Here is a 23,407-nt window from a genome sequence, read left to right as displayed (position 1 = left end):
GACCTAAACAGGAAAAAAAGTGAAGGTACTCAAAAAGTACCTGACTAAAATCGTAAAACACTTAAAAACAGTATGTTGAAAAAATAAATACAATGTAAAAAGTACTTAAAAGAGATACTATCCACTCCTACATTATTATTTTTTTGGTATTTTCAGTGCTTATTAAGGTCGATCAATAGTTGCAATTTGACAAACAGAAGCCTCAAAGTCATCGCGATGACCGGCTGCTTTGTTACGTACCTTGGTCCTATAGTTATAAACTGTACGAAGGGAGTACCTCAGAAAGCTGGCAATCTTAACCGAGTCATCTATTCCTAAACGAATCAGGGCAAAGATCCGCAGTTCCGTATTGAGCAGTTCGTTCTTCTTCGGATATATCTTCTCGTCCTCCTGAAGAAGGGCATTAAATTCATCAACAAAGGTTGGATAAAGGTTCAAAAAGATCCGATCAAAATTGATATAAAGTTGTTGTATCTCCCTTTCTTCCATCTGTGTCGATTTCAATTGCTCCCGAATTGCTTCCCACTGATGGTTGGATGCTTTTTTCAGCAATGCTTTTCGTATATCCTCCATTTTGTCGATATAGCTTGAACACATATCAAAAAATTGCGCAATATACTCCTCTTTAATGTGATTGGATTCGGAGAGTTTTAAATTCGTTTGATTGATTTCAGTATTCAATGACCGCAACTGCTGATTGGTTCCCGACAGTTCGGATCTGATCCTGCGCAAGTGCTGTACTTGACGATAGATCACAATCAAGCCAATAATTACACCGACCAATAAAATACTGACCACAACAACCAAGGCGATCAATTGCTTATTCTGGCTATTGATTTTCTGTTGGTATGCTGCGTTAATGATCGGGTAGGAAGAAGTACCTTCGATAATCCGATAACGTACTTTACACAGCATCGCGTCATCAATCGCCTTTTCAATATATCGAAAGGCACGATCAAAATCCTGTTTGTCATAATAAGTTAGTGCTAAATCATGAAATGACGCATTGTCTCGATTTGCCATCTCAATATCCGCACTTGCCGACACAGCCAGATAATAAAGTTGATCGGCCGTATTTTTTTCATATTTATAGATCAGGCTAATAAAATAGGACAATAGGGCGCGCTGCTCCAAGTCTTTCTGGCTTTCCGTCCAGAGCCTGAAAAATTGCTTTTTTGCATCTTCCCGACTGCCATTAAATAAGGTCTTTATTGCAATGGTCGTCCGATATTCCAATGAAGATTTCGGTAAAACCTGTAATAGTGAATCGCGATAACGTTCACTCGCCTGATAATATTCCTGTCGGTTGTTACTTTGTCCGTAATGACTATAAAATGAGCTATAGGTATCGTAATATTTGGCTAAAAGTTTGTTACCAAGGCCCGCGGGACTAATCTCATGCAACAATTTTGACGCTTCAATATAACGTCCAATCGTCGAATAAACCCAGGCTAAATCTAGTTGAATAACGGTATGCAGTGAATCATTGTCGGACGGAGCTAATTTTTGGCAAAGCGTGATATAGGTAAGTGCGGCATCGGAATCGAATTTTTTGTAGTTCTCAAAAATTTCATAATTCTTCTGAAAAAAAAGGTTCTGATCAGCTTCAAGTGATTTTGCTTCCTGCTTTAGTTTATCCAATTTATCTTCCCTATTCTTAACGTACATCTTCTGATTTTCCATTAGATATTCTAACCTTTGAAAAATCTTTGTACTATCCGAATAGTTCTGGGCAGATAGTATAAAACTTAAATGAAATAGAAAAATGAAAACAAAAATGCGCTGCAACATAATAAAGCCCGGTTCAACATAGTCAAAGCTAAACTACATAAAAATAACAATAAAAAAGAGGACATCTCACGACGGCCTCTTTCCCTGATCCGATTAAGAATCTAAGAATTAACAAGTTAATTCTTTATCGCATGAAAAATAGTTTTCCTAATTAGCTGGACATTTGGTTTATTTCCATCCACCGCCCAAAGCTTTGTAAAGTAAAATCTGGTTCAGGGTATTTTCTTTCTCCAATTCGACTTTTCCGATCTGGGCCTCCAAGGATTCTTTTTGTGCCGTAACGACGTCCAACGATGTCACCCGCCCAGCAATAAATAATTCTTGTGCGGCTTCAATGGATAGATCCAATGCCTTTACATGCTCATCCACAAACTTTCGCCGTTTGCTGATCGCTTCTTGGGTCATGATAACATTAGACACTTCATTATAGGCGTTTACAACAGATTTCTCATAGTCTAAAAAAGCAATTCCATAATCAGCCTTTGCAATTTCATACTGCGTCTTCAATTGTCTTTGATTCAATATAGGCAATGTAATGCCACCAAATAAATTATAGGCAATGGACTTGTCCAGATTAAACAACTTGTTGAAACTGAAACTCTGCAAACCGACAAAAGGGCTAATAGCTACCGAAGGCAAAAAAGCAAGCCGAGATGCTTCCTGGCTGTTTGACGAGGCCATCATCTTCAGATAGGCTGTTTTGATATCCGGACGCTGGTTGACCAGATCATCTGGTGTACCAAAGGCCATTGCATGATAGAGATTGGTGTTCTCAACGTATGCACTGCGCTCGATAGGTTGATAATACCGTCCCAGCAATCCATTGATATGATGTTCCCAAAGTGCAATCTCCTGACTCAATTTTTCTTGAGCAGATTTTGAATTTGCCAATAGCGCCTTGAATTGTTGAACAGACAGCTCGGTAGCATAACCGGCATCTTTCTTTACTTCCACCACTTCAAGGGCATTGGTATGTAGTTCAATATTACGGTTATATACCTTAATCTTTTGATCTAAGGCCATCAGCTCATAATAGGCTGTTGCGATATTAGATACCAATTCGGTTTCCAATAAGCGTCTCCCTTCCTGCTCGGCCAAAAAACCAAAATAAGCAGCTTGCTTCTGGCTTTTTAATTTACCCCATAGATCAATTTCCCAAGAAGAACGAAGTCCGATAAAATAATCAGGAATAAATGGTTCAGGCAGTTTTTCATCGCTTTTCAGGTTATCGGAGAAATTCGAATCATAATTACCGATACCAGATTCTGTGTAATGCCCATATTTACGTATTCCCCCTTCAACTGCTGCTTCAACCGTGGGGCCTAATGCAGCCTTTCGTTGTTTAAAATAAGCTTGCGCCGACTCTAGCCGTAAGATCGATTGACGAATATCAATATTATGCTGTAAAGCGGAATCAATCAATGCGACTAAAAGCGGATCCTTAAAGATCTCCCGCCAGGACCGATTACCCACATTTACGCTATCAAGAGCTGCTCGTTCTGAAAAGGCTGTCGGTATGACAATTTTTTCAGGTTGCGCCGCCTTCTTGGGAACGGAACAGCTACCAAAAAGAATAAGTGCAGCAATCACCAATGAGGTCTGTTTTATGACCTGTTTCTTATTCTCTTTTTTCGAGAATAAGATGACCAGTCCCGGAATAACAATCACACCCAATATCGTCCCGATAAGCATCCCTCCGACCGCAGCTGTACCAATACTTCGATTTCCCAAAGCTCCGGCACCACTAGCCATCATCAATGGGATCAGTCCGGCGATAAAGGCGAAAGAAGTCATTAAAATAGGGCGTAAACGAGCAACAGCCCCTTCAATTGAAGCCGTTACGATATCCATTCCTTGCTTATATTTTAAATTGGCGTATTCCACAATTAGGATCGCATTTTTACCCAAAAGACCGATCAGCATGACCAGTGCGACCTGGGCATAAATATTGTTTTCCAAGCCAAATATTTTCAGGAAAATAAAGGCTCCAAAAATTCCGGCAGGTAAACAGAGGAGAACTGGTAATGGTAATAAAAAGCTTTCGTACTGAGCACACAACAACAGGTAAACAAAGAGTAAACAGAGCGCAAAAATATACAGGGCCTGATTTCCTGAAATCTTCTGTTCACGGGTCATCCCCGACCATTCGATACTGTAACCTTGCGGTAAAGATGATGCAATCTTTTCAACTTCCTCGATCGCCTGTCCTGAACTAAACCCAGGAGAAGACTGACCTGTCACCATCGCTGAACTAAACATATTATAACGCGTAATCTGCTCTGGACCGTAAATACGCTCCATGGAAATAAAAGCATTATAAGGTACCATCTCTCCGGTTTCATTCTTTACATATAGACGGAGTACATCCTCAGGCCGCTGGCGATACTCAGGTCCTGCCTGTACCATCACCTTATACATTTGCCCGTAACGGATGAAATTTGTTGCATAGAGACTCCCCATCAAGGTTTGTAGGGTATTCATTGCATTTTCTACCGATATCCCTTTCTTTGCAGCCATATCATAGTCTACTTTCAGCATATACTGCGGAAAGTTAACATCAAAACTGGAACTGATATCCTGAATGACTTCACTTTTCTCCATATCCTCCATAAATTTCTGCAATACCTCCGCCGTCTTATTGAGATCTTCATTCCCGCTACGGTCCAACAACCGTAATTCAAAACCTGAAGAGTTACCAAATCCCGGAACTGTCGGAGGAGGGAAGAAATCAATTTGCCCATCTACAAAATCCTTTGTTTTCTCCCGCAATTCCTTGATTACATCATCGACCGTTTGATCTCTTTCTTTCCAAGGTTTAAGGTTAATCATCCCCATTCCATACGATGCACCGGAGACCTCAGTAACGATACTATATCCCGATAGGGTTGAAACTGTTTCGACAATATCCAACTTACGTGCAACGGAATCAATCTTATCCAATACGCGCTCTGTACGATCTACTGTTGCTCCCGGAGGTGTAGTTACCGAGACATAGATCATACCTTGATCTTCTGTTGGAATAAAACCCGATGGCAATATCGCACTGCTTCCCCAAGTAGCAACAAAGAATCCACCCAACAATAGTAGTGTGAGTCCGCGTCTAGCACTTGTTTTCATCAATATTCCTTTATAACCGAAAGCGGTTCGGTCATAAATAGCATTGAATTGTTTGAAAAAACGGTCTAACCAATTATTGGACGGCTTGCGGTCATGTGGCGACCGGAGAAAAAGCGCACATAGCGCTGGTGTCAATGTCAAGGCATTAATACCTGAAATCACGATAGCCGCCGCCAGAGTTAGTGAAAACTGTCTATAAAATATCCCCACTGGCCCCGACAGAAAAGCAACAGGAACAAACACTGCTGACATCACCAAGGTGATTGCCACGACCGCACCACCGACTTCTTTCATAGCTTCCAAAGTCGCTTCCATAGGCTGCAAATGTTCTTCTTCCATTTTAGCGTAAACTGCCTCCACGACCACAATCCCATTGTCGACCACAATTCCGATCGCCAATACTAGTGCAAATAGTGTAAGTAAGTTGATGGAGAAGCCCAACATCTGCATGAAAAACAAAGCTCCGATCAGACAGACCGGTACGGCTAAAATCGGGATAACTGTCGCTCGAAAATCCTGTAAAAAGATAAACACGACAATGAATACCAATAGAAATGCTTCCAATAGCGTCTTTATCACCGACGAAATAGACGCATCTAGAAAACGGGACACGTCATAGCCCATGGTATAGGTCATACCGGCTGGGAACGAGGTCTGCTTCAATTCCGCCATGCGATCTTTTACCCGTTGAATCACTTCCTGTGCGTTTGATCCGGGAAGCTGTTTTAGCATAATAGAGGCCGATGGCCGGCCATCGGTCTTGGACACCATTTCATAATCCAGGGAACCAAACTCGACATCAGCCACATCCTTGATACGAATAATGGAACCGTTGGAATTTGCACGAATAGGCACATTCGCATATTCGTCAATTTCTGTAAATTTTCCAGGGTAACGCAAAACGTACTGCTGCATATTTCGCATCTTATCGGAACTTATCCCAGTTTGTCCGGGCGCTGCTTCAATATTTTGTTTGCGCAAAGCCGCCACCACATCCTCCGCAGAGATATTATAGGCGGCCATACGATCCGGTTTTACCCATACACGCATCGCATAGTCACGCATACCCATAATCTGGGCCAAACCGACCCCCTCGATACGTTTTAATTCCTTCAGGATATTAATATCGGCGAAGTTATAGATAAAACGTTCGTCAGCAGTTTCATCGTCAGTGAACACATTCAGATACATCAACATCGAGTTGACTTCCTTCTCTGTCGTTACCCCAGCTTTAATGACCTCTTCGGGCAGTTCATCGAGTACTGTCGTTACCCTATTTTGTACGTTTACCGCAGCAATATCTGGGTCCGTTCCCACTTCAAAGAAAATCTGGATCACCGTGCTTCCGTTATTGGTCGACACGGAGTTCATATAAGTCATCCCTGCAACACCATTGATTGCTTTTTCTAGTGGGATAGCCACCGCATTGGTACTTACCTCCGCATTTGCCCCCGTATAATTGGCATTCACCACCACCGAAGGCGGAACAATATCCGGGAACTGCGTAATCGGTAATGTAAATAAGGCCAGTAATCCCAAGAGGGTAATAAAAACCGATATGACCAGTGATAATATAGGTCTTTTTATAAATGTTTCAAACATAATTTATCCTCCGCTACAGCTTCCTCAATTTTGGATTAATCTTCATTCCATTACGCAAGTTTTGCACACCTTCATAGACCACTTTAACATTTGGATCAAGACCACCTTCTACTATATAATAATGCCCCACACGAGGCCCAGCAATAAAGGGTGTCATCTTGACTGTACTATCCGCTTGCATGGTATAGACATATGTTTTATCCTGTATTTCAAATACTGATTTTTGATGTACAAATGCATGCTCTCCAGTTTCCATTGGTACGGCAATCTTGCCGGTTGCCCCATGTTTTAAGATATGCTCAGCATTGGGAAATTGTACACGGAGGGAAATTGATCCTGTATTTGCTTCAAATTCACTTTCTACAATATGAGCAACGCCTTCATGTGGATATAAGACCCCATTAGCCAAGATCAATTTTACAGTTTTACGCGTTTCTTTACCATTCATTTTATCCTGCATCATCGTCAGGTATTCTCGTTCAGAAATATCAAAATACACATTGACCTGGCTTAAATCCGAAATCGTTGTGATAAGGCTTCCTTCTGTCAGTAGTGATCCCTCCTTTAATAAAATCCGATCTATCCGACCATCAAATGGAGCCTGAATCACCGTGTAATCCAATCTTGTCTGAGCTTGATTAACTAAAGCACGCGCTTCCTCAATTTTGGAATTGGCGGCCTTTAATTGAATTTTCAATAGATTATATTCCGAAGGACTCACAATATTTTTATCCACCAATTTCTGAGTTCTTTCCATCTCAAGCTTAATTTTTTGCGCTTCAGCAATGGAGTTATCATATTGCGCTTTCGCCTTGGCGAGTTCCGAACGATATTCTTCGTTATTGTATCTGAACAACACTTGACCTTTCTTTACCCGAGCCCCTTCGTCCACAAAGATTTTATCCAAAAAACCGTTCAGTTTGGACCGGATCTCTACATTTTTCAAAGCCTGAATATCTGCAATATATTCCTGGTAGACTGTTGTATCCATTACAATCAAGGGTGTAACGGGGATATTTTTAATTTCTTCTTTTTGCTCGGCATTCGCATTGGAGGAGCGACAGGAAGCCAGCATCCCTACCGTACCCAATAATAGGCACAGCGCAAGTAATTTCTTCATAAAAACGATAAAAAATAAAATGTTAAACTAGATGGGAGCTACAATAATATTGCATAACAACGCAAGGAAGCTACTGCCTTGTGACATCATTAACAAAAGTTAAAAAGCAGTAGATTTTATAGACTCCGATAGAAAAGTAAAAGGGAAATACCTAGAAAGGCCGGAATCTATACAAGAACTCATAATATCCCGGTCGACAGAGTGTCTTTGACCGATAAAAAGGATGCACCTTATCCTTCGAAAAGCACAACGCAGTAAATACAATCCCAAAAACAAATATAAAGATGGATAGTACCTGACTATTGACAGAAAATATACGATAATCGTCCTGCAATAATACTTTCTCTTCCTGTGAAGAATGAATAGGTTCTAAATCCAATACATCATCCAAAAAATATTCCACGATCGTTTCTCCGGCATGCAAAACCTGTCCTGTCGCTGATGAGAATGAATCATACGTCAAGAGATTGAGATACGCAAAGAGTGTTAGAAGATGGAATAATTTACCTAACATATCGAATTTTCGAATCACAAAGGTATGGTTTTAAACTGCTAAGATTATTTTATTAATGTAAAAAAACCATGACAGCGAAGGGATTTGTCATCATGGTTTTTTATTTGACATCTAATAAGATCGAACTACATATACAACCTGCTTTTTTAAAAAATATTTTTTTATTGAAGCTTCATTTAACGTTTTTCATTACTGAACGAATAGGGTGCATCTTCTCTCTTGATACCTCTATTTTTATTCGGTTCCGCGCCCATCTTGAAATTCAGATTTGCACCACCCAATAAGTCTGAATAACGGATATAGTTTTTATCATAAGTTTTTCCATTCCAGGAAAGTTGATCCACATAGACCTGATCTACTCCCTGTTGGGCTGCATGGATATGTACTTCTTTACCATTTTCGAGTTTCAAGGTTACTTTATCAAACTGAGGCGAACCGATCACATATTCTCCCGAACCCGGGGATACAGGATAAAATCCCAGTGATGAAAAAACATACCAAGCCGAGGTCTGTCCATTATCCTCATCTCCACAGTAACCATCTGGCGTCGGGAGATATAGTTTATCCATTATCTTACGAACCCAGTATTGTGCCTTCCATGGTTCTGCCGCATAATTATAGAGATAAGGCATATGCTGTATAGGCTGATTACCATGTGCATACTGCCCCATATTCATCACTTGCATTTCGCGCATCTCATGGATCATGCTACGGCTTTTCATTCCTTCATAACTCGGGATAACAAACACGGTATCCAACATAGCAACAAAAGATTTATTTCCGCCCATCAAATCAATTAGCCCTTGGGGATCATGAAATACACAAAAGCTCCAATGCCAGGCATTACCTTCCGTATACTCCCGAGACCAAGCACTAGGATCAAAATTATCCACAAAAGAGCCATCCGATTTTTTGCCCCGCATCAACTTTGTCGTGGGATCAAAAAGATTTTTATAATTCATCGCACGTTGCGCATAAATGGCTGTTTCGGATTTTGGTTTCCCCAGCGTCTTTCCAAATTCATAAATACACCAATCGCTATAAGCGTATTCCAGTGACCTTGCCACATTCTGATCTACCTTTACATCTGCTGGAATGTATCCCAATTTGTTATAATATTCATGGCCAAAGCGTCCGGTAGAGGAATGTTTGGGATAAGCGTTATGGGCTCCATGTTTTAGGGCTTCCCAAAGCACCTCTTTATCATAACCTTTTCGATCGGTTATCAGGGCATCTGTTACTATTGAAGCGGAATTATTACCGATCATAGATGCACGGTGTCCGGGTGATGCCCATTCTGGTAAATAGCCACTTTCTTTATAAGCATTCACCAATCCCGCTTGCATACGGTCATTCATGGATGGATAGAGTAAATTCAAGAGTGGAAACAAACTTCTGAATGTATCCCAAAAACCTGTATCCGTAAACATCTCGCCGGGTAAAACCTGTCCATTGTAGGGACTATAATGGATTCTTTTTCCAGAAGCATCAATTTCCGAGAAATCCCGTGGAAATAATGTCGAACGGTAAAGGCAGGAATAAAAAGTACGCAGGCGATCAATATTATTGTCTTCAACTTGGACACGGCCTAACACTTCATTCCATTGCTCCTTGCCTTCCATGGCAACCTGTTCAAATGTTTTGGACTTTACTTCGTTCAGATTAAGCGCTGCCTGTTCAAAACTGATGAAGGAAGATGCAACTTTGGCCACTACTTTCTCTCCCCTTTTTAACGAAGGGAAACCTACGATCGCCCCAGCGTGATCATCCCGAACTTCCAGCTGATTGTCTTTAATATTACCATTCGTTACACCGGCTTTGTAGGAAAAAGGCCGATCGAAAGTAATGACAAAGTAATTCTTAAAATTGTCCGGAACACCACCGCTATTTTTTGTCGAATAGCCAATAATTTTATTTTCTTGAGGAATCACCTTGATATAAGATCCTTTATCAAATGCATCGATAATAACGTAGGCGTTGTCTGTTTTTGGAAAAGTAAATTGAAAAACAGCCGCGCGCTGTGAAGGTGTAAGTTCTGTAGTCACATCATGGTCTGCCAGATAAACACTATAATAATAAGGTTTCACAATTTCGGCCTTATGCGAGAACCAGCTCGCGCGTTTTTCCTGGTCAAACTGTGGTTTACCCGTCATGGGCATCAAAGAAAATTGGCCATAATCATTATTCCAGGGACTAGGCTGATGTGTTTGCTTAAATCCTTTGATTTTATCAGCAGTATATGTATATACCCACCCATCGCCCATATTGCCTGTTTGCGGGGTCCAAAAATTCATTCCCCAGGGACGTGCAATGGCAGGATAGGTATTTCCGTTAGACAACTCATATTTAGATTCTGTACCTATGAGCGGGTTTACAAAGTCTACTGGCGAGGATTGCTGTGCCATACTCACCTGAGCTGCTAAAAGAAAAAGGATAGCGCCTGTTAATTTTTTAATATTGAACATGATATTGATCTGGTTGGTGCTGTCTGAAAAACAACCTAAAAGCTAAAACGTATTAGTAAATATAATTAAGAATTTTAAATATAAGCAATAAAAGCCCTGTTTTTCACAAGATGGTTACAATTCAAGCACGATTATTTGGTAGTTCCAATCCTTATTCTCTGTATTTTTTTGTTAAAAAAAACAGCATTGAAGTCCAGCTTTTTTATGACCTGTAAACCTCAATACTGCTTTCTAAAAATCACCCTACTTTTTCTAGCTTGCATACATTCTATTGCAGCTAAAATTATTTTTTTCCGTTATTGTGGCAACTCTAATAACCTGAACTCTGTCATTTGAAAGTTTGACCCCGATGATACAGCTTTCACAACGTAACGGTAATAGCTATAGGATTTTGTGTTCGAGAACGTAAACGGTTGCGATCTTCTTCGGTCTGTGGGTGCTGTACCAAAGCTATAACCTGTGACAGTATTCAAAGTCACCCAAGTCTCGCCATCATTAGACCCCTGTATTTCCCAGTCTTTGGGATCCCGTTCGGGCGAATCATTTCCGGTCGTGATGGTATACCCATTGATTGTCTGAGGTTGATAGAACGTAAATTGCCAGAACATTCCCGACTGGTAGCCACCGATAAATAATTTAGTTGTCAGATCACCATCTATAAGCTTCTTCGACCCCTCTCCCGCATCAGGCCCGCTGGAATTATCCTGCGAAATGTAGAAGGTATTGTCGATATTGGTCAAGTCTTTGACGATCCCAAGGTCCGTAAGTAATTTGGGAATTTCTATCACAGAACCTTTTGGTGTCTTGACGGCAAGTTTATAATTTGCAAACGTTCCAACGTCAATAGCTATATCGGCTCTGGCCTGATCAGAAACCTGTTGGTACTTGTCCTCATCCGTCATCACAGACCAGGTGACGCCTTTCACCGCAACGTCGCTATCGTAGCTCAAGGTCAGTTTACCCGTTCCATTTTTTGTCGCATTGAAGCGTACCAATTTTTCTGCATCAATTGTCACCAGTTGTTCGCGTTGCGCCCAATCGCCATTTTCATTAAGCACGCGCAACTTCACAATAAAAGTTCCTGTGGTTAAGAATGTATGCTGTGGAGATGTTTTAGATGATGTACTGTCATCACCAAAACTCCAGCGCGTTTCCGTGTAATCTTTAGATTGATTTGTAAATGCAAATGTAAAGGGATCATCCTTAGCGATCTGCTTGATTGAGAAGGCTGACTGAGGATTAGGGAGTTGCGGTTTTTCAACCACAACCTCCTTATCCTTACCACAGCCCATTAAGGTAAATAGTAAAACTATACTATAAATATATCTTCCTAATTTCATGACTATAATTTTCATCGTTATAAAATAACCCAAGTGACAAGCGCAAACTACAAGAATTCAATCATCCGCCACTCCGAACATTGGAACAAACTACTACCAACATTCTCCGTGATGTTGAGACGATAAATTTTATAATTGCCCGGTTTCTGTATGTTAAATCTTCGTGTTTGCATACGATTTGGGAAACTTTCATTTGTCCTCGTATCGATAACTTCCCAAGTGCTACCATCAAGAGAACCTTCAAGTGTCCAGCTCTTTGGATCACGTTCGATCGCGTCATTTCCAGAAGTAAGTGTGTAGGCTCCAATTTTAAGTGTGCGCGTAAAGGTCAATGTACATTGCAAATCACCTGTAAAAGCACTTTGCAAAAATTTGGAGTTTATCAGATTATCTACAAATTTAAGACTTCCCTCACCTGCATTTGGTCCGCCATTATTATCCCTATTAACCGTTAACGTCCCCTCTTGCGTCACATCAAATTCAACAACGTTCGCACAGTCAATTAAAATAGTTGTATAGTTCTTTTTCGGATTGATGACATGCAATGTCGGATCTTTTAAATAGACAGTAATTGCCAGGTATTTGTCTTTATTTTTTGCAATAATGTCCCAAGGAACTGAAATATTGAAGTCCGCAGATGACTTGTTACCCAATACCTGCACACGTGATGGAAGCATAAACTCATTATCTTTCAATCCTATCGTATTTGCGGGCAATATTTTCTTAGCTATCCAATTTGAAATGGAGTCCGTCGTACCGCGTACTTCCACATAAAACCATTTACTCGGAAATGAGGCCAATGAAACCCCTAATGGGATTTCAATCCCTGAAGGGGTTGTATTATAATTATTGTGACTGCTTGCCAAAATGATGGTTGCGGGAGAATTTGTTATGGAAAGATAATGAATATCTGCAGCCGTTAGCAAACTTTTGGAATCCAGGGTTATAATGATGCTATTGGGATTACCCAACTGATTGCCCTTACCCGGATTCGTTAGTTTATAAGAAAGTGCAAATTTTTCACCATACACCCGCTCAATTTCCGTTCTGGATATAGTGAGCACAAAGGAAGCCGTATCCGAACCGTATTGAAATTTAACCACATTCGGGAAAGAAAAAGCCGAATTAGGCAATGTTATTACATCTTTTAAAGCTCCTGATTCAATAAGCTTCGTTACCGTGTCGGTATTCAGCTGGAGCTCGACATCAAAAGTTTTTGATGCGGGAGCGCTCAGCTTAACTTTCATGGGTACCTGAACATAATCATTGGTCTTGACCAGATCTTTGCCCCCGCCTTCAGCAATTACTTGCACAGGCCTATTATCCTGCAAGTTAAATACTTCAAGATTATCTTTCGAACAGCCCATGAATTGGCCATAACTCAAAATCATCGCCAAAAAATAAAAAAATCTCTTCATATTATCTTCTTTAAGATTATTTATCAATCCACACTCGACCATCCAGCTGCCAGTTCTCCTGTCTTGCAATCTGAAGCCAACTGAAAATCTGCGCAGTAATATCTGTACTTTTCGGCACTAAGGTGCTGATGGTCTCCACGGAAGGGGCACATAGAAAATCATTGAGTTTTGATATCTCATATGTTGTATTACCAACTTTCAAGGTATTTCCAAATGGTCCTTCGTCATAAAGTACACCGTCTGTGACCGTGCCAACGACTGGCCAATTCGCCGCTAACGTATGAAAATAAGGATGATCCTCACTTATCCCAACCTCACAATTATATTGTGAAACAACCGACTCAGGCAAAGCCTTCTTCCAAAAACGCACATCTGCGATATAATAGTCACCTTCATTCCAATTGCTACCGCCATTGACCAACCCAAGCCGCAGTTTTGCAGGACTTTTAATCACGCCCCAATCGCTGACATCCATTTCATTTCCTGGCAACCCATTTGTATAGGTTTTGATAACCCTTTTTCCGCCACTGCTTATGGATCCCACAACGGTGACATTGTTCCAGGTTGCATTGTTTAATTTCGAGCCGTTAACCTCTCCGCTTCCATTCGGGCCCCGCGCATTAAACATCCAATAATCTTCCTTAAAGGCCATAATCCATCCGTTGGTAGGCGCGCCAGACTCCCATTTTTCACGTTTTCCAATAAAAGACGGATAATTTGGAAACCTGTATGTATTATTTGGCCCCTTATTCTTTTTCACCTTTAATTCGATGGTAAATTCGCTATTCTTATCTCCCAGGTCAAAAAGTGTATCGGCCTCGGCCATCTCGGCAAATATGCCTCCTTTAAACCGTAGAAAGTCTCCGGAAAACCTGCTCCCCAGATAAGGCTTATTGATAAATCTTGAATTATATTTAGGTGAATAGAATATGGTAAATGTATTGACATTGGCATTGCTAAAAATCGTGTTGTCGTTTTGTGCTGGAGGAATTTCAAAAGGCCCACCCTTACTTGAGGTGATAATCACCAGCCAATTTTCCTTTTTAAAGGTCGACCGCTGTTCCAGTGCCTTTGTGATTTCGCCCACTTGTTTATCGAAGTTTTCGATCGCCATTTTATATCGCACACTGCTATTATCATAGGCTGTTGCCTTTCCAGCCTTGTCAATTTCGGTGAAATGGGCAGTCAACATCGTTAAGTCCGGCTGTTTCAACCCTTCTTTTACGGCATCAGCAACTGCTTGATCAGAACCTTCAAGTTTGGCGACGGCTGTAGGAGCCAGGTTGTCAACAAACAATTTGGAGCTACTATACACTTTAAACTCGGGCGCTTTAACATTCGCAGCAATCCGCGTATAGACTGTAGGAAAAGTCTGTAGGTTATTATTGCTAAAATTGTCTCCAATTACCAAATGCTTGTTTTGGGTGACTCCGGTAATAATACTTGCCAAATCGGCTCCTGTCGCCTGCTTATCTTCATGCTCTTCACTCAACGATACCCATGAATAAATGGCATGATCCAGTAACCCGTTTATGACAGGAATATTGGCATTACGGACAGACTCACCTCTGGCCCCATCCGCTATTATCAGCAGTACTTTTGGCTTTCCGTACACTAAATCTACCGTATCTTGCTTACCCTGATTGTCCGGTATAACGCGTCCAAACTCATCCTTACAGGCAGCCATCGTCGAAATCAGCAGTAAATAAATTAGCCACAAATGTATATTTCGAAAATTATCTTGCATTTTCATCCGTTTAATTTTAGGTTATTGTTCCAGTTTAATGCGAATCAAATTGCGCACTTCTTCATTATTAAATCGATCAAAAGATCCCATCAGTAGCAATGCGCGTTTTCCATCCTCCGTTTTCGTTTCAACAGCTTTGTTGATATATCCTGAAAAGTACCCCGAAGTATTGTATGCAGCATTCAATTCGCCATTTGCATTTAAAATCATAAATCCGTTACGGGCGATATTATTATAGCGCACAAAATCTCCCGCCAATACGATCAGTCCATCGTTCAGCTGCACACCATACGATGGGTCTCCACCCTCGAATATTTTCACCTGAAAAGAAGGATCCAACGTGCCATTTGCATTGAGCAAGGCGACTTTGACTGCCGTAGAACCATTGTATTTTGTAAAAGAGCCCACGACCAGATACTTATTCGTCACACTGTTATACGTGACCGAAGAGATGTTGTAATCGGCGCCTTGTGCACCGGGATTAAATGTTGCATCTAAGGTGCCATTTTCATTTAAGCGGGCGATATACCCTTTGGACTCACCATCAAACCGGTTAAAACCACCATACACCAAAATTTTTCCTTTTAGTGGACCAACGGTATGATAAACTGTGGCAACACTGCCATTTCCACCGACAAACGGTTTACCATCAGGCCCAAATCTGAACGACTTATCCAATGAACCATCGGTATTGAGCCGGGCAACGTGCCGGATTTCCGTACTGTCCAAAATAACAGTGTCTCTCGTTTCCAGTTTATTAGGCTTACCATAGGTACGATGTATATAATATCTAAAATTTCCCGTGGCTAAAATTTTCCCATCAGATTCATAAATATTCCCCACATTGCCGTCAAATCCACCATTAAACGCAGGATAATATTTCAACGTATCCGATTGACCGGGTCTACGGAATGGTTTGATCCCCATAGTGTCTATCGCGCCTGTCATACTGATCCGGGTCAAATTGCTGATATCGGCATTCCGCTGCCCATATCCAGAAAAAGATCCCGCCAAATAGTAAAAGTTACCAAACTTTAAAATGCTATTCAGTGAATTATTTGCGCCGGTTCCTATGCGAAAACTTGCGTCATAAGTACCATCAGCAAAAGTCCGCACCAGGCGGTTTATCGGACGTATTGACCCCTTATTATTATAATTTGTAAAGGCACCGGTAAAGATCATTTTACCATCCTCCAAATAGAGTACGTCCGAAACAAAATTATTTGTCCCCACGCCCACCTGAAAGGTTGCATCTATTGCCACATTTCCTAAAACAGTAAATTGTGGGCCAAAGAATACGATATCATCAATTGTTACCGAAAGTACACCTGTACTTGCATACGGAGGCACCTTCAATTTGACGTGATCTGCGGTCAGTTCAATCACATCAGCTTTTTCTCCATTGAATCGAATAACCGCTTTATCTTTATATTTATCCAATCCCTTGATCCGCATAGTTGTTTCCGTACCGGTTTTTCCAGACTCCGGTTGCATCTTATCTGTTGGATTAATCTCGATATCCAAAGGAGGTAATCCCTCCTCATAGGGTGCAGAAAATGTTTTGTCATCCTTCTTACATCCGAAAAAGAGAGAGAAAACAAACAATAGGGCAATATATTTCCACATGATTCTATACATAACATCCATGATTTATTTCATAACTGGTTCTTAACGTTTACTTTCCAAAATATCAACCATAATCTCTCCTCTTCCATATCCAAACTCAGCTTTTGTATAATCGATAACGTGCACAACACCATTATCAGGCTGTATATCAGAGGAGGCAACGGGGCAAGAAATCCATTCCCTTGGCCTACTGATATCTGGGATATAAGAAATATGAAGCTGCCTATACCCCATATATTTCAATCTGGTAATGTTATTTTTGTCCGAGTCATTAATAGCGTCATTGTACACCACACCAATATTAGAGACAGTATTACCAAACGACGTATAATTCTGCCCCTTATAGACATTTAATAAGTCGAAATCAATCTGCGGATAATCCATCAGTTTACGTTTTCCATTGAACATATACCGCAAAAGATATTTTCGCCAAATCGTACTATCTACATCCGCCAGTGTTTTAATTGTATCCCTCCCCAATTGGTACAGCAACATATTGGCACCCGAAGGGCCGTTTTGTGCATTTCCTCTTGCCAGACCAATTAACCTCTTGATATTCTCATCCCTTGGTGCAAAGAAGGTAAATTCTTTGGTTTTGAAATCTTCTTCCAATCCAGCCAAACGGATGATCTGTGCAATGGAATCAAATTCTCTCGGTTTTGAATCCAGATAGGCTATAATTGATCCCTCAAATTTCGCCTGCGCCAATCCACCATCTTTGTAATAATCATCTTTCTTACATGAAGCTATACCACAAAACAACAGGCTTATCAAAATTACGTAGCTTATATTTTTTAAACTTCTCATAATACACATCGTTAGTTTCCACTAGTCCAATATTCGTTCAATACGATTTTAGCATTAAAATTCTTAGCCGAAGCGTCCAAAGGCCATGTCCAGGCGCGTCGATTGTACTGATCAATTGTCATCGGCGCCATTGTCCACTGCGGGTTCAATATCCGTCGTGTTCGGATCAGATCAAAATAGCGTACCCCCTCCCCGATCAATTCTCGACAGCGCTCTTCAAAAATGAAGTTCTTGAGCTCAGTACCGCCGCCAGTATATCTGGGGGCTTCAGCTCTGTCCCGAACAATATTTAAAACGTTGATTGCTTCGGCCTCACGTGCCGATCCAAGATTTGCCAAAGCTTCGGCCTCCAAAAGAAGTGCATCGGCATAGCGAAAAATCATAAAGGTATTGTCCGGATTAGAATCCTCATTTCCTGAGGCAAATACATTTGCAGCAAATTTTTTCAACACAAATAGACCATCATTCGCATACATATCCTCGTACCAAATCTCTTTTCGTTTATCCGCCGGTCCGTTCAAGGGATAAATCCGCGACATAAACACGGATGAATAATACGCGATGCTAAATTGTTGATTGTAACGTGGGAATTTATATGGCCACCTCAAAAAGTGGTCCCACAAGGGAGCATAGGCATTATTTTGATCGCCATAATTGATCGTGCGATAAAATTCAAAAAGAGATTCTTCGGTACGGCCTTTCGAGACTTTAGCCCAATTTTCCGGTGTAAGCGCATACAAATAATGTGCGCCACTACCCCGCAGCTCCTTACCTAGAGCTGCGACGCTTTCATAATATTTCGTTGCAATAGATGGATTAAAGTTTGCATTCCACATTTTCATATGCATCAACAAAGCGATAATACTTCCACGGCTCGCCCTGGCGCCACGTTGTGAAGCATCGCCAAAAGTCCAGGGCATAATATCTTTGACCGGTTCCAGATCAGCGATGCACTTGTCGATGACAGACACCATGTCCTCTCTACCCAACTGCTGCGCAAAATAGGGATCAGTATAATAAACCACATCACCATAAAGCCGAACCATCCAAAAATAGCTGAGGCAGCGCATAAATGTCGCTTCTGCTTTATAGCGGTCTTTATCGGGGGCTGAAAGTCCAGGGATACCTTCCTCCAATTTGGAAAGAAGGATATTACAACTTTGAATCACTTTATAGTAGGTATCCCAGATTCCAACTTTATACATCTGGTAACCACTTGAGCGACCTCCAGAAGAACTATTGATATAAACCATGTTCATATTATTCGTGCCCAGATCCCGCAGGATCATCCGGTCGCCTGAAGAGGTCGGAGATGGAAATATTTCACCAGACCGAGCCTCTCCTATGGCACCCATCACCCAAGATTCATTCAATTTTTCAAAAAACTGGCTATAGATACGGGCAATATTCGCTTCAACATCCTCTTTGGATTGATAAAAATTGTTCCCTGTAAGCCGATCAATGGGCTCAACGGTCAAAAACTTCTTACAGCTCACAGTAACAAATACACATAGGCATAAGACAACTGCGATTTTTCCTAAATTCATTTTAATTTTCATGACAACAACCTATTAGAAATCGATATTAACACCTACATTATATTGTCTTGGAACGGGATATCCACCAGAACCATCCCTTCCCATACTTGTAACATTCTCTGGATTGGGACCGCTGTATTTCGAAAATGTGTTTAAATTTTCTGCCGATACAAACACGCGCAGGCGCTCCATACCATACCGTCTTGCCGCATTTTTTGTAAACATATAGGAAAGCGTTACACTGTTTAATTTAAAGTAGGATCCGTCTTCAGCCCATAGATCCTGATCCATTCGGAAAGGGTTGATGTTCGCATACCGTTTAAAATCATAAGCATAGGGATACTTCGCTACATCACCAGGCTTCATCCACATGTTGATATCATCCAATGGAACTACCGCCTTATCTCCATAAGGATCACTCATTAATTGGAGTCGTTCCGCCAGAGCATTATTTAAAATTGTACGTTTGGCTGTATAAGATGCATATACATTTAATCCAAATGAGCCTAAAGTCTCATGATTGTAATTAAAATTCAATTGCATACCGCCTGTGATCAAGGGTTGAGAATTTCCTGTACGCGCATAATCATTTTCATCTAAGATATAGTTGCCATCAAGATCAGCAATAATGGGATCTCCGGCCTGAAACTCAGTACCATTTGCCATCCGGTAGCGTCGGCCAGTCGCCGGGTCCACAGGCACATCGGCATCTGTACTATATACACCACGGTTTAGCAACATGTAGTTAGACATAGTTGATGTACCAACCCGAAAAACAACATGTTGCTTATATTTATCATCGTTCTCCCAACGGACAAATTGACCGCCATAATGCTCTGGCAACTTGAGCAATACATCCTTATTATAGGCCCCATTCGCGCCAATTGACATGGTAAAGCGTCCTTCGGTCCAAGGTCTGAACATCAGGGAAAGCTCATGCCCATAATTGGCAATTGCAGCAGAATTACTATTGACCTTTTCAAACCCCAAAGAAGAAGACAGGCGCTCTTCGAAAAGAATATTATCCACCTTTTTATAATAGGTGTCATAAGTCATTTCAAACCTATTGTTGAAGAGAGCGAGGTCTAATCCAAGATTATATTGTGTCGTTGTCGTAGGTTTTAGATTTGGGTTTGGAATCTGCTCATAATTGATACCGATACCGATCTTGTCATTGTAACTCCCCGTAATGTCGTATTTACCATAGACCCGCTCCAATGTACTATTGGGCATCACATTTACCCCCCAACTGGTTCGCAGGGAAAGTAGGTTTATCCAATCGACTTCTTTTAAAAACTCTTCATGGTAGGCATTCCAGCGGAAACCTACCGCTGGGTTTTTGGTGTACAAATTTCCAAATCCGTTTTGAGAAGATCCATCCCTACGGTAGGAAAGATCTACCACATAGCGCTTCATGTAATCGTAGGTACCCGCAATCGCAAAAGATAACCCACGTTCTTTTCCAAATCCGCGTCGCAATAGCCCCCCACCTTTGGAGAAATACCCGTCAAAACCCAAAGGTCCTTCAAATTGATCATTTGGCGTACGTGCCTGTAATGCCGCATTTGCCTGCTTTTCTAAGGTGCGGATTTCATTGAACAAATTGAAGAACACGGTATGTTTTTCGTTGAACGTATGACTATAGTTGATCGAATTCCGATTATAGAGGGAATTGTAACGCCCGTAGTAGGCATACACCTGGGCAAACTGACCGTTTGCCGCAGCCGGCGTAAAGGTATTCTCATTGTCAGAAGTAGACTCATAGCTTACAGTCGTTGTTGCGCGTAGGCCGGAGAGAAATTCATAGGACGCTTCGATAAATGGTTTGATCGACTTGGAGGAATTATCATTCTTTGTTTGCAAAGCCGAGTTATATCCCGATGATGCTAGATAAAAGGAGGGCCCAGGGAGTAAGGTAGAGAATGTTCCATTGGTTGCAACTCCAGACTGCAATATACCTAAGCCATTTCCCTTACTTTTAGATCCAAGGGATGCATTTACCTGAGCTGTAAACCTAAATTTTTCATTTGGATAGTACTCAAAGCGCATATTGGCCATGTAACGATCAAAACCGGTATTTTTGATGATCCCGTTTTCATTGTAATAATTCAGATTTGCTTTATAGTTCAACTTCTGGTTACCACCATCGATGGCGACATTATGCGTTTGGTTATAAGTTGTTGCATAAAATAAGTCCTGCCAATTAGTCGAGTTATTATAATAAGCATTCAAACTGTCGGACAACATGGGTGTCTGCGAAATTTGATCCAGATCCAATTGAGATAAGGCATTGCCGTAAATTTGCATCAGTTTAAGGCGGCGTTCAAGATTTCCGCCCAAAGTCGCCCGTAGTTTTGGTGGTGTTTTCAAAAAGAAATTACCTGTATACCGTACCCTGGGTACTTCAGAATTGCCGCGCTTGGTATTGATAATAATAACACCGTAAGCGGCCAGTGAACCATACAACGATGTTGCTTGTGCATCTTTCAGAACCTCAATACTTTCAATATCTTCAGGCGGAATCAATGACAAAGGACTGATACCCGGCCCCTGTTGGCTCAATCCCAACTCATTTGCGCGGTCAGCGTCCATGGGTACCCCGTCGATGACATATAAGGGTGACGTTGGCGTCAAAAACGATTGATCTCCACTGCCACTGACACTAATGGTCGAAAGTCCCCGGATCTGCGTTGAGCCCCTAAACCCTGGAGCCCCTGTATTCACCTGTATATTTAACCCAGCCACCTTACCTTGCAGCAGGTTTTCTACATTGGCTGCAGGAATATCCTGAATTTCTTTTCCGCTAATTTTGGTCGAAGCCCCGGTAGTTGTCTCCCTTGGCCGCTTGACATAGCCCCGTACTACAACCTCATCCATCTGATTGTCGAGTTCCTTCATACGAACAGTTACTGTGCGGTCTGCCCGGGCAGTCATCGAGACCCCTTCGTAACCGATCAATCGAAATGCGATTGACGTGCCGGTGCTAACAGTCACGCTAAACGCTCCCGAGGAATTCGTCGAGGTAACTTCACGTGAGCTTTTTCCAAAACGCACAGTTACCCCGGCAAGCGCCCGCCCCTTATCATCCGTTACTTTGCCGGACATAATAATCGCTTGTGCAAAAGCCCCAACAGACAAAAGCATACACAACGCCAGTAAAATAAATCTGCTATAAAATATTTTTAATTGCATAACTTTCCGCTATTATTCATTATCAAATCGTGGATTTTCCCGTTGAAAATGGAAGACAATCTCCCAATCACCTTTGGTAAATATTTTGAAGTTTAGGCCAAATCCTGCCGTGATCAATGTCCCCCCAAATCCAATCCTTGAATAGCCAAAATCAATTTTTGCGCTACTTCCGCTGGTGTATTTGGTCGGATAATTGGTCAACGGAATCGGATATGCCACATCATATTGCACATAAGTAGGCGTTTTCTTTATGTTAAAACCGTGCACAAGTTCAGCCCAGTTTGTTTCATTAAAACTTTCGGGATTGATCGGTTTCTTGTCTTTATCCCAAAAAACAAATCGCAGATTATGGCCATTGCCTCCATCGAAACGGCGGATATAAACAACTAAATCTTTGAATTCATCATTTGTCCGCAAAAGCTGGTTGGAAGACTCGCCGTAAACGTTGTTCATATAAGCGGGCCAAATGTAACTTTGCTTCTTGGGGTTTTTGGGATCTTGTGGATCGGGAGCAACTTCACCATTATAGGGATTCTTATCCGAATAAGGCTCATAATCCTGCACCCGCCAGGGAAGAATCATAAAATCTTTAACGATGGTCGAGCCACCAGAATTAGAGACTTTGAGATCAAAATAACGTACATTTTGAACGAGATCAATACTGTCTTTAGAACGGGGCGGGATCAACTCATTGGTAGAAGAATTCCAGAGGATAAAGGTACCGGTGGAATCCACTTCAAAAAGTGGACGGTTGACCAGCTTACGCTTGGCCTCAATTTCTTCCAGATTCTTTTCTGTACCATCATAACGTGTGACCCACTGGTATACAGGTTTTACCTGAAAAAGATCAGTGTAAGGTCTACCATCACCATAGCGGGGATTAATAATCTCAAAATGCAATGGTGTGGTTGAATGATCTGTATTGACTGTCCCCATAAGCGTTGTACGGCCCAAAATGGGGTAAAAGGATTTTCCATCATAGGTCAGATTCACACTCAAAAAGTCCTTTTCATCCGGTAGATTGTATAATTTTTTACACCCGCTTAAGCCCGCACACAACGAGATCAATAAACCCCAGGAGCATGCATGCCTATATATCGTACTATTTCTTTTCGAAATTTTCATGTCTA

Annotated in this window: 13 protein-coding genes; all 13 read right to left on the bottom strand. The window is 41.4% G+C overall.

Annotated features, from left to right (window positions below; translation table 11 throughout):
• Nucleotides 1–162 precede the first annotated feature (162 nt).
• Nucleotides 163–1,683: a DUF6377 domain-containing protein gene (locus B4G94_RS10870; protein WP_286858850.1), complete on the bottom strand. Its 1,521-nt coding sequence runs from the start codon at nt 1,681–1,683 to the stop codon at nt 163–165.
• 276 nt (nt 1,684–1,959) lie between these two features.
• Nucleotides 1,960–6,510: an efflux RND transporter permease subunit gene (locus tag B4G94_RS10865; protein ID WP_286858848.1), complete on the bottom strand. Its 4,551-nt coding sequence runs from the start codon at nt 6,508–6,510 to the stop codon at nt 1,960–1,962.
• A gap of 13 nt (nt 6,511–6,523) precedes the next feature.
• On the bottom strand, nt 6,524–7,630 hold the full coding sequence (locus tag B4G94_RS10860; RefSeq protein ID WP_108636337.1) for an efflux RND transporter periplasmic adaptor subunit: 1,107 nt from the start codon (nt 7,628–7,630) through the stop codon (nt 6,524–6,526).
• A gap of 151 nt (nt 7,631–7,781) precedes the next feature.
• Nucleotides 7,782–8,162 (bottom strand): hypothetical protein, encoded by a 381-nt coding sequence (locus B4G94_RS10855; protein ID WP_286858847.1) that lies wholly within the window; start codon nt 8,160–8,162, stop codon nt 7,782–7,784.
• A gap of 158 nt (nt 8,163–8,320) precedes the next feature.
• Nucleotides 8,321–10,609, bottom strand: a complete 2,289-nt coding sequence (locus tag B4G94_RS10850) for a GH92 family glycosyl hydrolase (protein ID WP_286858845.1) — start codon at nt 10,607–10,609, stop codon at nt 8,321–8,323.
• Nucleotides 10,610–10,905: 296 nt separating this feature from the next.
• Nucleotides 10,906–11,949 carry a PKD domain-containing protein gene (locus B4G94_RS10845; RefSeq protein WP_286858843.1) on the bottom strand — a complete coding sequence of 348 codons (1,044 nt, stop codon included), beginning with the start codon at nt 11,947–11,949 and terminating at the stop codon, nt 10,906–10,908.
• A 47-nt stretch (nt 11,950–11,996) separates the two neighbouring features.
• A complete protein-coding gene (locus tag B4G94_RS10840; RefSeq protein ID WP_286858842.1) occupies nt 11,997–13,367 on the bottom strand; it encodes a DUF1735 domain-containing protein in 1,371 nt (456 codons plus the stop codon).
• Between the two features lie 16 nt (nt 13,368–13,383).
• Nucleotides 13,384–15,120, bottom strand: coding sequence for an alkaline phosphatase family protein (locus tag B4G94_RS10835; protein WP_286858841.1), 1,737 nt, complete (start codon nt 15,118–15,120; stop codon nt 13,384–13,386).
• Nucleotides 15,121–15,135: 15 nt separating this feature from the next.
• The gene (locus tag B4G94_RS10830) at nt 15,136–16,752 is read right to left on the bottom strand and encodes a DUF5008 domain-containing protein (protein ID WP_286858840.1); all 1,617 of its coding nucleotides are present in this window, start codon (nt 16,750–16,752) and stop codon (nt 15,136–15,138) included.
• A 30-nt stretch (nt 16,753–16,782) separates the two neighbouring features.
• Nucleotides 16,783–17,547, bottom strand: a complete 765-nt coding sequence (locus tag B4G94_RS10825; RefSeq protein WP_286858839.1) for a fasciclin domain-containing protein — start codon at nt 17,545–17,547, stop codon at nt 16,783–16,785.
• A gap of 11 nt (nt 17,548–17,558) precedes the next feature.
• Complete coding sequence (locus B4G94_RS10820; RefSeq protein WP_286858838.1) at nt 17,559–19,106, bottom strand: RagB/SusD family nutrient uptake outer membrane protein; 1,548 nt, start codon at nt 19,104–19,106, stop codon at nt 17,559–17,561.
• 12 nt (nt 19,107–19,118) lie between these two features.
• Nucleotides 19,119–22,277 (bottom strand): SusC/RagA family TonB-linked outer membrane protein, encoded by a 3,159-nt coding sequence (locus tag B4G94_RS10815; RefSeq protein ID WP_286858837.1) that lies wholly within the window; start codon nt 22,275–22,277, stop codon nt 19,119–19,121.
• Nucleotides 22,278–22,289: 12 nt separating this feature from the next.
• Nucleotides 22,290–23,402: a DUF5007 domain-containing protein gene (locus B4G94_RS10810; protein WP_286858836.1), complete on the bottom strand. Its 1,113-nt coding sequence runs from the start codon at nt 23,400–23,402 to the stop codon at nt 22,290–22,292.
• Between the last annotated feature and the right edge of the window lie 5 nt (nt 23,403–23,407).

Origin of the sequence: Sphingobacterium sp. UBA7625 (assembly GCF_002484085.1) — a bacterium.
GTDB classification, from domain to species: domain Bacteria; phylum Bacteroidota; class Bacteroidia; order Sphingobacteriales; family Sphingobacteriaceae; genus Sphingobacterium; species Sphingobacterium athyrii.
Note: the sequence above shows the minus strand (reverse complement) of the source record. Positions and strands in the feature narration are given on the sequence as shown.